The following is a 12,373-nucleotide window of genomic DNA, read 5'->3' as shown; positions in this document are numbered from 1 at the left end:
GGTCGTAATGCAGATTAGACTGGCCCCATGAATCACCAGACACTTCGACCCACTTTAAATTAATGACTAGTCGGGAGATAAGCATGATCGAAGAGTTGCTGGGACCAGAGCGCCACAGGCGCCGTTGTCCACAGGAAAAGATTGCCATCGTTCAGGAAACGCATCGCCTAGCATGACCATTTCCCATGTTGCACGGCTTCATAGTGTGAATGCAAACCAGATCTTCGCCTGGCGAAAGCAGTACAAGGAAGGTAGTCTCACCGCGATCATGGCTGGCGAAGATGTTGTTCCCGCCTCAGAACTTGCGGCGACGGTGAAACAAATCAAAGAGCTACAGCGCTTGCTGGGTAAAAAGACCATGGAGAATGCGCTGCTGAAGGAAGCCGTTGAGTATGGTCGGCAAAAATGAACCACCCCGTGAATCCTGGAGAGATTTCAGGCTGACAACTTTTCCTGAAGAACCAGCAGCGCTGCCATTTGCGCCAGTGCTTTATCTTTCCGGCGTAACTCTTTTTCAAGCGCCCGGATGCGGCTTTTCTCTGTGCGGGTCGCTCGTTGCTCGTCGACCAACTGGCGATGCTTCGGCTGGTTGGCGATCAGACAGTTTGGCTTCCATTCAGCGACATGTTCAGGATAAAGGCCATTTTTACGGCAGTATTCAGACAGCTCATGCTTAGAAAGTGCAGCTGTTTCAAGCAGAATAGTAAAAATTTGCTCTGCCTATTGTTCCACACCGGGTTTCACTTTTCGGATGATCAAGCCCTCAAGTTCCAGTTGTTTTCGCCAGCCATGTACCGTGGCAGTTCCAACGGCATCGTTCAAGCCATCTCTCCAATCGTCTTACGAAAACGTAGCAGTGCAATCGTAAAAAATACGCCACCGATAGCCAGCAGCGTCAGAAACTGCGGCCAGACAATCGCAAAATCTGCGCCTCGATATAGAATTGCCTGCGCCAGGCTGACGAAATGAGTTGTCGGCATGGTGAGCATGATGTCCTGCACCGCCTGCGGCATACTTTCTCGTGGCGTTGATCCCCCGGATAGCATCTGAAGTGGTAGCAGCACTAGAATCATCAACAGCCCTAACTGCGGCATCGAGCGGGCCACGGTTCCCATAAATATTCCAATTGAGGTAGTAGCAAACAGGCTCAGGGCTACTCCAAGCATAAACAGCGGTATAGAGCCTTCAATCGGCACCTGCAACACTCCCTGGACCATCAATATAAGCGATAATCCAGAAACGACCAGCACCACCAAACCCATTGACCAGATCTTTGCCATCATAATTTCAAACGGCGTCACCGGCATCACCAGCAGGTGCTCCACGGTTCCATGCTCTCGTTCACGTATCAACGCCGAACCGGTAAGCACGATGGCCAGCATAGTAATATTGTTGATAATCGCCATTACGGCCCCGAAACGTTCCTGTTCCAGATTCGGGTTAAAACGCATCCTGACGGCTAGCTCGACTGGCAACGAGCTGTTATCCCGATAGCGGGCGACAAAGCTATTTACCTCACCAGTGACGATATTCTGGATATAGCTATTGCCGGTAAACGCCTGGCTCATTCGCGTCGCATCAACGTTTACCTGCAGCTCCGGCTGGCGTCCGGCTAAAACATCACGCTGGAAGTTAGGGGGAATATTGATCGCGAATGTATATCGCCCGGCATCCAGCCCTGCGTCCATTTCATCAGCGGTAATCAGCTCAGGGGGTAAAAACCAGGGGCGATAAAAACCGTTGATAATGCGCGATGAGAGCTGCGATTTATCCATATCCGCAATAGCGATAGGGGCTAAATGTAACGACCCCGGCATAACGGTAGCGGAGGAGTAAACCGAGACGGTAAAGGCGAAGACAATTAATGTCAGCATCGCCTTATCGCCAAGCAGGCTGCGTAGCTCTTTCATGCCTAAATTATAAATATTGCGTAATCCGCGCATTATCCCTCCTGTTTTTTCAGCAGCCACACGCTCAGGCCCAGCACCAGCGGAACCGCAATAAGCAGTGGTATGAAGGATGCCCACAGGTCCGTCAGATTTAGCGCTTTGGAAAACGTTCCTCGCGCAATGGTCAGAAAGTGGCTGGTTGGATAAATCTGGCCAATCCAGCGGCCCGGCCCTTCCAGAGAAGCGACGGGATCGATCATCCCCGAGAACTGCGTCGCCGGGATAAGCGTAATAATCGCGGTACCGAAAATCGCCGCAATCTGGCTTTTCATAAAGGTTGAGATCAGTAGGCCAAGCCCGGTGGCAATCGTGACATAGAGCAGTGCGGCCAGCATAAGCGTCAGGAAGCTCCCTTTATGCGGTACGCCAAAGACAAACACCGACAGTGCACATAGTAGAAAGAAGTTAAACATCCCCAGCACGATATACGGCACCTGTTTGCCCAGAAGAAATTCACTGCGGGTGGTCGGCGTCACGTACAGATTGATGATCGAGCCCAGCTCTTTCTCACGCACTACGCTGAGCGCGCTGAGCATTGCCGGGATCATCATCAACAGCAGCGGAATAACTGCTGGAACAATCGCTGGCAGACTCTTCACGTCCGGGTTATAGCGATAGCGGGTTTCAATAGAAATCAGTGAGGTATCGCGATTGGGGCTGGCCTGGCGACCGGCCATCTCCTGAAGCCAGGCCAAATGCATCGCCTGCACGTAGCCGCGCACCGTTTCCGCCCGGTTTGGCATTGCGCCATCCACCCACACGCCGATTTGCGCTGGCGTTCCCCGAGCGATGTCGCGGCCAAAATTAGGCGGAATTTCGATAGCCACCGCCAGCTCGCCGTTGCGCATCCGCCGGTCCAGTTCACTGTAGCTTTGCAGCGGCGGCTGTTCGATAAAATAGCGTGAACCGGCGATATTCTGCGACCAGCCCTGGCTGCTGACGGTTTGATCGCGGTCGAGTACCGCAAATCGCAGATCCTCGACGTCCATACTGATCCCATATCCCATAATAAACATCAGGATCACCGTGCCCAGCAATGCCAGAGTCGATCGTACCGGATCGCGACGTAGCTCCAGCGCTTCGCGACGGCTGTAGCTAAACAGGCGGCGCAAGCTAAACGCCTGACGCGGAGCAATGGTTTCGGTTTTGTGTTCAATCATGGGAATCGGCGCAGCCTCAGCAGCAGGCGGCTGTGCGGCATCTGCTGCCTCCTGTAGCCAGGCGATAAAGGCCTCTTCGAGGCTGGCCGACCCGCGCTGTTCGACCAGCGCCTGCGGCGTATCGCTGGCCAGCACTTTGCCAGCATGCATCAGTGAAATGCGATCGCAGCGCTCGGCTTCATTCATAAAGTGGGTGGAGATAAAAATCGTCACCCGATCCTGGCGGGCCAGATTGACCATCAATTGCCAGAACATGTCCCGGGCCACGGGATCGACGCCGGAGGTGGGTTCATCAAGAATTAACATTTCCGGACGGTGAATGACCGCGACCGCCAGCGATAGCCGCTGACGAATACCTAACGGCAGCGAGGCGGGCAGGGTGTCTTCAACCTCTTCCAGCATAAAGCGCTGACTCATCTCGGCGACCCGACCGGGGATCTCCGCATCCGGAATATGGAACAGACGGGCATGTAGATCGAGGTTTTGCCTAACGGTCAGTTCACTGTAGAGGGAAAAGGCCTGCGACATATAGCCAACGCGGCGGCGGGTTTCAATATCCTTCGGGTCGACCGGTTGGCCAAATAGCCAGGCCTCGCCTTCGCTGGCCGGTAACAGCCCGGTCAGCATTTTCATGGTTGTTGATTTACCACAGCCGTTGGAGCCGAGGAAACCGAAGATTTCGCCACGGGCGATACGAAAGTTCACGTGATCAACGGCGACAAAATTGCCAAAGCGCATCGTCAGGCCGCGAGCTTCAATGGCGATTTCGCTCTCCTCTGCGTTGCGCGGTGGAATGATCACCTCTTTATGCGCCAGGCGCTGGGCTTCAGGAAGCAGGGCGATAAACGCCTGTTCCAGCGTCTGGCTCTTCGTTTGCGCCCTGAGTTCGTCTGCGCTGCCGGTCGCCAGTACTTCCCCCGCATTCATGGCGACCAGCCAGTCAAAACGTTCCGCTTCTTCCATATAGGCGGTGGCGACCAGCACGCTCATCTCCGGCTGGCGCTGACGAATGCTGTCGATCAGATCCCAAAACTGTGCCCGGGAGAGAGGATCAACGCCCGTGGTCGGTTCATCAAGGATTAACAGCTGCGGATCGTGAATGAGCGCGCAGCACAGGCCGAGCTTTTGCTTCATCCCGCCGGAAAGTTTCCCCGCCGGACGGTCGCGAAACGGCGCGAGTCCGGTGCTCTGGAGCAGCTCATTGATTCTGCTCTCACGCTCGGCCTTATCATGGCCGAACAGGCGGGCAAAGAAGTCGACGTTTTCATAGACCGACAGGGTATGGTAGAGGTTCTTCCCTAGCCCCTGAGGCATCCAGGCAATTTTCGGGCACACATCCTGGCGGTGGCGAACATCGCTCATGTCGCCGCCGAGCACGACCACATTGCCGTGCTCAATGACCCGTGCGCCGGAAATTAATGACAGCAGGCTGGACTTGCCGACGCCGTCTGGCCCGATCAGGCCCACCATACAGCGGGCGGGAATGCTCAGCGTAATGTCTTTTAGCGCGGTGGTTGCGCCAAAGTGCTGACTGACGTTCTCCAGGCGGGCGATCGTGTTCATTGTGGCAACCTCACCGTCAGCGCTTCAGGCCACGCCTGCTGGTTATCCAGACGCACCCAGGCCATACCTGGCAGGCCGGTTTTCACATACTCAAGGTGCTGTTCCAGCAGCTCCGGCGGAATGCGGGCTTTGACGCGGAACATCAGCTTCAGCCGTTCATCGCTGGTTTCCACCGTTTTGGGGGTAAACTGCGCCACGCTGGCGACAAAACTGATATTGGCAGGAATGGCCAGATTGGGTGCGGCATCAAGGATAATTCGCGCTTCGCTGCCCAGCGCCAGCAGGCCAGCTTGTTCAGTAGGCAGGAAGAAGGTCATGTAGACATCGGACAAGTCGACCATATTCAGCACCCGCCCGCCTGCCGCCAGCACTTCTCCCGGTTCAGCAACGCGATACTGAATACGACCATCGCGGGGCGCTTTCAGTTCGCTATCATCGATATCGGCGATAATCCGACGCTCCGTGGCCTGAGCTGCTTCAACGCGGGTTTGTGCCTGAATAATGCTGGTTCTTGACGCCTCAATAGCCGCTCTGGCGGCAGAGACCTGGGCTTTTGCTGATTCCAGCACTGCTCTGGCGCTTTCCGCCGCCGCCAGGTCGTCATCAAGCTGCTGAGCGGAGACCGCGCCGCGCTGTGAGAGTGTGCTGGAACGGCCGTAGCGTTTGGCGGCGGAGTTTAATTCAGCCTGCCGCTGCTTCACGACCGCCTCAGCGGCGCGCATTTCGCCTTGACGCTGATCGAGCAGCGCTTTCGCTGCGGCAATCGAACTTTCAGCTTCTTTAATTTGTGCGGCGGCTTCCAGCCGTTGTTCGTTGAGCACCCGGATATCCATGCGGGCTAAGACTTCACCCTGGCGGACAAACTGCCCTTCTTTGACCAGAATGGTATCGATACGTCCGGCGGTTTTGGTGGCGATATCGACCTCTGTGGCTTCAATTCTACCGTTGCTGCTGGCAAAGCCTGCCGGGAGTCCCGGTGGGCGCAGCATCCACCATGCGGCGGCGGCAATCACCACCAGTAAACCAATAACGTAGACTGCCCAACGCCGTTTGATTTTGTCCATACGCGACTCGCTTTGTTCCATTTGCTGAGTGGTGCGCGTTTCTCCTCCGCATAGCGAAGTATCGTCTCTCCAGGAAAGGAAGGTATGGGGGATAAGGCCAACCGGCGCATGACGCCTTCAGCGCTGCTAACCGGTCAGAAAGAGGTGCGATTAATGTGGTCATCATCAGCAATCCTCGCCTTAAATGAAACACGCATATTTATTGCTACTGTCAATGCAATACTAACACCCGCAACAAATATGTCCATATACAAAACATGGACTTGTCGTAGAGTTAACATAAAAAAACAGCTGAGGCACGGTGAGGCAATATTACCCATGATGCTTATTGGGTTTAATGCTCCGGGCCTTGCTCATACAATCTTCATCGTTTTTCATTAAGAGCCTATCCCAGTCGGATTTTATTCCAGACAATGACGCCGCAGGAAAAATATAGCATCGCTTCATAATTTTCGATTTTCTGTTCCCTGCGCGTCAGGACGCGGCGGTAGCAATTCATCCAGCAGTGTGTTCTCTCCACACCCCAGCGATGAGCCTTAAAATCTGTGTTTTTAATGGTTTCTGCTCCCTCTTTCCGTGACCGGATATGAGGTTCATAGCACCGGATTTTCAGATACGCCTCCAGCTATCCGGCTTCATACCCCTTATCCATGCAAAGGCGGAGTCTTCTGCCGGGTCTGCCCGCCTGAAGAGCGTCGAGGGTATCTGCAACCAGCTTTATGTCGTGGGTATTTGCACCGGCGACAGCCAGTGCAAGCGGAAGCCCGTACGCATCCGTCATCAGGCTGCTCTTCCTCCCTGTTTCCCGCGGTCCGTGGGGTTTCGGCCTGTTTTTTTTAGCCAGACAGCGGTGATTTGGTCATGCTGCCATCCATCGACAGCCACGACCAGTCAATAGCATCCAACTGCTCACAGGCAAGCAGTCCATTCTGTCAGAAGCGTTCAAATACTCCGGCATCCCGCCACTCCTGGAAGAGGCGGTGGGCTGAGCTTGACGAGCATATTCCTGTAGCATTCAAATCATTCCACTGGCAATCTTTCTGAACATAAAGAAAATGGCATTCATGCCGCACGATTATCAACGCGCTTGCGATGCGTACACAGTGGGGGCTGAATTTTGTGTTCCAAGGTGAGTCGGGCCATTTTCTCCCAGAGTTCATCGCTGATCTGCCACTTGTTGCCCGCCATACTTTGCTCTCAGCAATTTCCATCATTTATTACCTGACAATCCCTTTTGGGATGGGTTCTTAGCATCATTAACACTTTGTTAACTTGAGCTGGTTTAAGTTAATTCAAATTTGATAAAAACATAAGGGTGCATTACCTGTATGGACGCTAACCCGGTAACGTCTTTTGACGAATAATGCATGTTACCGGCTGGCAATATGAGAATATAAATGAAAATTCTGATTAACTGGCCTCCTTTGCGCCAACTAATAAATTACATACAAGAGCGTTTCACCTTTCTGGTTTTGCTCTGCTGGCCAGCGATTATCTGGTTGGTTTGTCGGGTAATTGTATGGCTGACGGATGGCATCATGACGCTACTGGGAAAGCCGTTAGAGCACTCATTCACCGTGTATCTTCAGCTCTGTATGACGCTAAGTACCCTGCTGAAAATCTCGGTCACCTGGGTGCTGCTGCTGTTTATTCTGTTCAGCATGGTAATGGGGTTTACCTGGCTGCTGCGGCGTGTTATGAACCGTAATAAGTAAAAGACCACCTTCTAAGAAGGTGGCTTCTGTAAGTTGATTTTCCCCTGTAACTCCAGACTCACCGACTCTCTTATTTAGGCCTACCGTATCGACAAAGTACCCTCGGGACCAAAAAATGGTTACCCCAAAGCTTCTTTCTTCGATTGTAGAGCCTGATTGCGCCGCATACGCATGATAAAGACGGCGGGTGATGTCATTGTGCAGTAAAAAGTCTTCGCAAAGAAACTGTTTCATAAGATCTCCGGGATTACAGTGCGGCGACGGCCTGACGGGCACCGGCATCAAGTAACCGCTGATACGCACGTTTTACCGCATCAACAAAACCCTGCTGCTTCGTCAGGTGGTCACCGAAAATGGATTCAATCGCCAGCAGCTCATCCGTGCCGCTGACATAACGCATCCAGCCTGCCACACCCAGTGCCAGATGACGATACCAGTTGCAGCACGACTGGGGCGAAATCGAAGTGGAGGTTGCAGGACAGCGATGCAAAGTTAACTTCGCGGTAAATATGCTGGGGTTCTCCCGTCGCTTCCATGTCTTCGCGGCACCAAAACAGGATGCTGAACACACCTATGAGTCGCTGGTCCGCGCCTTCCGGTACTTCGGTGGCAGTGTGAAAACCGTGCTGGTTGATAACCAGAAAGCTGCAGTAATGAAGAATAACAACGGAAAGGTGGTGTTCAACTCCGGGTTCCTGTTGCTGGCCGACCACTATGGCTTCCTGCCACGGGCCTGCCGTCCGCGCAGAGCCAGAACCAAAGGCAAAGTGGAGCGGATGGTGAAATATCTTAAGGAGAACTTCTTCGTCCGGTACAGCAGATTCGACAGCTTCACCCATGTAAACCAGCAACTGGAGCAGTGGATGGCTGATGTTGCTGATAAACGGGAGCTTCGCCAGTTCAGACAAACACCAGAGCAGCGCTTCGCGCTGGAACAGGAGCATCTGCAGCCGTTGCCGGATACGGACTTCGATACCAGCTACTTCGACATCCGCCATGTGTCCTGGGACAGCTATATCAAGGTTGGCGGCAATCGTTACAGTGTTCCCGAGACTCTGTGCGGGCAGCCGGTCTCGATACGGATCATCACTGGATGATGAGTGCTGGTGGCGCCACACCGGCTGTGTTCAGCATTATCTGGCTGGCAAACCGTCCCGGCGCACCATGCCCTTCTATGACAGCAGGTGAGTATGCTAAGTGCCTATGAGGGATTGCTGTGATGCATGAACTTGAAGTACTGCTGAGTCGTCTGAAAATGGAACAGTTTAATGAAAATGCAAGGAACCACGGCGATACTGAAAAACAGCCATCAGTACCAGAAGAGGCAAAGAAAGCTCAAGAAACTCTTCCTGAGAAGTCTGCAGTGCAATCAGCCATGCAGGGCCATGCCAGCCTAAGACTTCTTTCAGAATACCAAGGGAGCGATCAATAATATTAGTCACGATGATAAGTAAAATAAAAGTCACAACAGTGATTGCGTACCCTTCATGTGCTTTTGCCGCCGACCAGACCCTACGCCCGTGGCAGGATAAAATATGTAAACAGGCCAGAACAATCGGCAGCAAAATCACCAGTGCCATAATTTTATCCTGCCAGGGCAGTTCACCGGTCCAGAAACGGAGTTTAAGCATACTCATTCCATTAATCGATTTATGCAAATCAGATTCACGAGCCATCATTGTAAATAATACACAAATGACTGACCACCGGGTCCATTTTCTACCTGCGAATGAAGGGGATAGAGTTATAACTATCAGAGCAATAGCATAAAAATACAATGTCAGACTCTCAATGAACTCTCCTTCCTGAACAAGATGAATCAACGTCTGGACAGGCATAAAACACCACAAAATGAACGTAAAAACTGAAACCAGAACAGTAAATTTAACAGCAATAAACGGGGTGTTAATAAACGACATCATTTCTTCCTGAAAATATTTTATTATACATCTGGATCTGTAAATATTTTTATTAATTTATGCTCAATTTCAATCTGTAGGGTATATACCCGTGATCATTGAAGATGCTTGATTTTCAAGCAAGAGGGGATCATGCCGTTCACCATAAAAATCTTTATCACTGACCAGTAAAAAGCTGAACTTGAACGTCTTCATGGCTCCAGTCGTGATAAGCGCGTTTGCGATCGTATTAAAGCCATTCTTCTGACCTCCGAGGGCTGGAGTTCAGCCATGATTGCTCAGACTTTACTTGCATCAGACGACGGTTGATCGCCATATCAGCGAGTTTCTGAACAAATGGAAGCTGAAGCGTAAGCGCACCGTGAAGGACGTGGGGTAAAAATTAGTTTACAGAGAGAGTTACGTTCCAGGGCAACAGTTCTTTCACGCGGTTGGCAGGCCATGTATTGATGACGCTGACCACGTGCCGCAGCCAGGCCTCCGGCTCAATGCCGTTAAGTTTACAGCTACCGATCAGGCTGTACATCACTGCTGCACTGTCGCCACCACCATCAGAACCGAATAACATATAGTTACGCCGCCCCAGCGCAACCACCCGGAGGGCGTTTTCACACAGATTATTGTCTATCTCCACCCAGCCATTGCGACAGTATTCGTTCAGGGCATCCCATTGTTTCAGCAGGTATGTGAACGCTTTCGCCGTATCTGAGTGACGCGACAGCATGCCCATCTGCTGCTGTATCCAGTCGTACAGTGACTGCATCAACGGCATGTTTCTGGCTTTCCTGGCGGTCAGTCGCTCTTCTGCCGGACTGCCGCGGATCTCCGATTCGATAGCGTACAGAGCCCCGATACGGTTAGGGGTAGTGACCGGGTAACTGCTCTAATGCGCTCAGCAACTGTGTTTCCAGCTCTGTCATCCTGCTCTACTCCCGTACCAGCTTCACCGCGTTCCGCTTCCCGTTGCCCGCCGTCCAGCCCGCTTCGGCTTTCATTCCCTCCGGCAGCGCCGGTGGCAGAGTGGCAGACAAGTCGTTATCCGGCAGGCGAAGGGGCGAGAAGACCTTACAGGAGACAATATGAATCAGGGCAAGGCCTCTGACGTACCAGTTACGGACATGCTGAATTTTTTACGTGGTGGTGTGGGGGCATGCTTTTTGTCTTAGGGAATAAACATAACCACGATGCTACAGGGCTGAAAAAATTTGAAGATGTGAGTTCACTAGGCGTTACTTACGAAGCGTGTTGGCAGACCATTTAACGTGCAATTCGTGATAAAGTCGAAACATTTAAACATGTTGCTAAATGTAAAATATTGGAATATTATTCTTACCTTTATGTATTTTCGCAAAATACAGGACGATTAATCTTGTTTAAAAGCAGATTGTTCCTATTTTTGCTATTGCAATTCCAATCAATAGTCATTTCTTGATAGCCCCCCCCCTAACAATGAGTGGTTTTCGATTGTTTTAAACGATTTAACATTCTGAATACACTTAGACTATATTCTGTCCAGCAATGGATTCATCGTGCTTCATTCCTGACAAGGAGTAGCATCGCTGAATGTACTTTATAAGCGTATTAATTCATCGAGAGTCTAAATATGAAAATCTCTAAACTGTCTGCTGTATTGGCATTGGCTGTAAGCACTGCTGCAATTTCTTCTTTCTCAGCTCAAGCTACTGACGGGACTATTACTTTCAATGGTAGAGTGACTGACCAAACTTGTACTATATCCACCCCAGGCGGTAAAGATTTCACCGTAACTCTGCCAACTGTTTCTGCCTCTACTCTGGCAGCTCAGAGCGCAACTGCTGGCCGTACTCCGTTCGCGATCAATCTGAGCGACTGCTCTAAAGGCAATGTGGCTACTTATTTCGAGCCGGGCGCTACTGTTGATTTCAATACTGGCCGTCTGAATAACCAAGCGCAGACTGACGCTGCAACTAACGTACAGATTCAGTTGCTGGGCAGCAACAACCAATTCCTGCCAATCCTTGCTGCTGGTACTAATGGCGCGCAGGAGAACTCCCAGTGGGTTACCGTTGCTAACAAAGGTGACTCTGCTGACCTGAACTACTACGCTGAATATTACGCTACCAGCGCTGCCGGCGCCGGTGATGTAACTTCTACCGTCCAGTACACCATTATTTATCAGTAAGTAATATTTCTTTAAGAAATATTCTTATCCCGGTGGGGATGTTATGTCCCCACCGTTTTCCCTTACTGTAGCGATAATATAATGAAGAACTCATTTAAAAAATACAGCCTATTGCTGAGCGCCATGTTGTTCAGCAGCAGCGTTTTTTCCAGTGTCATTATTAACGGTACTCGTATTATTTATCCGGGGAAGCAACGGGAAGTTACCGTCCAATTATCAAATAATGGTGCTTCACCGGCACTTATTCAGTCTTGGATTGATGAAGGCGACGCAAAAACCACACCAGAAAACAGCAAAGCGCCATTTATCATTTCACCGCCAATCAGCCGTGTTGAACCGACTACCGGCCAAGCGCTGCGTGTTTCATTGACCACGGCGAGTTTGCCGCAAGACAAAGAATCCTTGTTCTGGTTGAACGTACTGGAGATCCCGCCAGCACCAACCGGGGCTAACAATAGTGCACCTGAAAACTATTTACAGGTGGCATTCCGTTCCCGCGTAAAACTGTTATATCGGCCTACTGGTCTGCCGGGGGAAGCGAATGATGCACCCGAAAAACTGCAGTGGCGTTTCAGCACTGCGGGCGTCAGCGTGAAAAACCCAACGCCGTACTATGTGTCATTTACCGAGATTAATGCAGTCGTAAATCAAAAACGTGTGCCATTGGCCCCGAACGGTGACATGCTGGCACCTGGGCAGGAAAAAACATTGTCCTTCTCCGGTGACATCACGCGTATTGCTGATATTGCTTACACCACCATTAATGATTTTGGCGGACGCGTGTCCCGTACTAAGAATAAGCAAAAGTAATTCTTGGAACAGAGTTTCAGGCCCAGAACAAT

8 protein-coding genes and 7 pseudogenes are annotated in these 12,373 nt (G+C 51.4%); 6 read left to right on the top strand and 9 right to left on the bottom strand.

Going from position 1 to position 12,373, the window contains the following annotated elements; all coding sequences use genetic code 11:
• Positions 1-83: 83 nt before the first annotated feature.
• Positions 84-406: pseudogene (locus tag HV314_RS04260) on the top strand (transposase); the annotation flags it as partial.
• 211 nt (positions 407-617) lie between these two features.
• Here the strand turns inward: HV314_RS04260 and HV314_RS27540 are convergent.
• From HV314_RS27540 to HV314_RS04235, 5 genes and pseudogenes are all read right to left on the bottom strand, one after another.
• Positions 618-822: pseudogene (locus HV314_RS27540) on the bottom strand (IS3 family transposase); the annotation flags it as partial.
• Positions 819-1,943: an ABC transporter permease gene (locus HV314_RS04250; protein ID WP_021314392.1), complete on the bottom strand. Its 1,125-nt coding sequence runs from the start codon at positions 1,941-1,943 to the stop codon at positions 819-821. The gene HV314_RS04250 and the pseudogene HV314_RS27540, both read right to left, overlap by 4 nt.
• Complete coding sequence (gene rbbA, locus HV314_RS04245; protein ID WP_021314393.1) at positions 1,943-4,672, bottom strand: ribosome-associated ATPase/putative transporter RbbA; 2,730 nt, start codon at positions 4,670-4,672, stop codon at positions 1,943-1,945. Before rbbA ends, HV314_RS04250 begins: the two co-directional genes overlap by 1 nt.
• On the bottom strand, positions 4,669-5,736 hold the full coding sequence (locus HV314_RS04240) for an HlyD family secretion protein (RefSeq protein ID WP_028016386.1): 1,068 nt from the start codon (positions 5,734-5,736) through the stop codon (positions 4,669-4,671). Before HV314_RS04240 ends, rbbA begins: the two co-directional genes overlap by 4 nt.
• Positions 5,737-6,121: 385 nt before the next feature.
• Positions 6,122-6,924, bottom strand: a pseudogene (locus tag HV314_RS04235) (IS5 family transposase).
• A gap of 209 nt (positions 6,925-7,133) precedes the next feature.
• On the opposite strand from HV314_RS04235, the gene HV314_RS04230 reads away from it, so the two are divergent.
• Positions 7,134-7,451: a hypothetical protein gene (locus tag HV314_RS04230; RefSeq protein WP_014837258.1), complete on the top strand. Its 318-nt coding sequence runs from the start codon at positions 7,134-7,136 to the stop codon at positions 7,449-7,451.
• Between the two features lie 247 nt (positions 7,452-7,698).
• On the opposite strand, the pseudogene HV314_RS04225 reads toward HV314_RS04230, so the two are convergent.
• A pseudogene (locus HV314_RS04225) lies at positions 7,699-7,884 on the bottom strand (fructuronate reductase); the annotation flags it as partial.
• Between HV314_RS04225 and istA the strand changes: the two are divergent.
• A pseudogene (gene istA / locus HV314_RS04220) lies at positions 7,883-8,629 on the top strand (IS21 family transposase); the annotation flags it as partial. The pseudogenes HV314_RS04225 and istA sit on opposite strands and share 2 nt — an antisense overlap.
• Before the next feature lie 87 nt (positions 8,630-8,716).
• On the opposite strand, the gene HV314_RS04215 reads toward istA, so the two are convergent.
• On the bottom strand, positions 8,717-9,373 hold the full coding sequence (locus tag HV314_RS04215; RefSeq protein ID WP_125295935.1) for a hypothetical protein: 657 nt from the start codon (positions 9,371-9,373) through the stop codon (positions 8,717-8,719).
• Between the two features lie 141 nt (positions 9,374-9,514).
• Between HV314_RS04215 and HV314_RS04210 the strand changes: the two are divergent.
• Positions 9,515-9,719: pseudogene (locus HV314_RS04210) on the top strand (IS630 family transposase); the annotation flags it as partial.
• Positions 9,720-9,752: 33 nt separating this feature from the next.
• On the opposite strand, the pseudogene HV314_RS04205 reads toward HV314_RS04210, so the two are convergent.
• Together HV314_RS04205 and HV314_RS27535 are read right to left on the bottom strand one after the other, a co-directional pair.
• Positions 9,753-10,226 (bottom strand): annotated as a pseudogene (locus HV314_RS04205) (IS66 family transposase); the annotation flags it as partial.
• Position 10,227: 1 nt separating this feature from the next.
• Positions 10,228-10,290 carry an MbeD/MobD family mobilization/exclusion protein gene (locus tag HV314_RS27535; protein ID WP_071846184.1) on the bottom strand — a complete coding sequence of 21 codons (63 nt, stop codon included), beginning with the start codon at positions 10,288-10,290 and terminating at the stop codon, positions 10,228-10,230.
• A 683-nt stretch (positions 10,291-10,973) separates the two neighbouring features.
• On the opposite strand from HV314_RS27535, the gene HV314_RS04195 reads away from it, so the two are divergent.
• Entirely contained in the window at positions 10,974-11,531 is a 558-nt protein-coding gene (locus HV314_RS04195) for a fimbrial protein (protein ID WP_181547436.1), read from the top strand.
• 81 nt (positions 11,532-11,612) lie between these two features.
• Entirely contained in the window at positions 11,613-12,341 is a 729-nt protein-coding gene (locus HV314_RS04190; RefSeq protein ID WP_042933963.1) for a fimbrial biogenesis chaperone, read from the top strand.
• The last annotated feature ends 32 nt before the right edge of the window (positions 12,342-12,373 follow it).

Source organism: Citrobacter sp. RHBSTW-00887 (genome assembly GCF_013728095.1).
Lineage (GTDB): Bacteria > Pseudomonadota > Gammaproteobacteria > Enterobacterales > Enterobacteriaceae > Citrobacter > Citrobacter braakii.
Note: the sequence above shows the minus strand (reverse complement) of the source record. Positions and strands in the feature narration are given on the sequence as shown.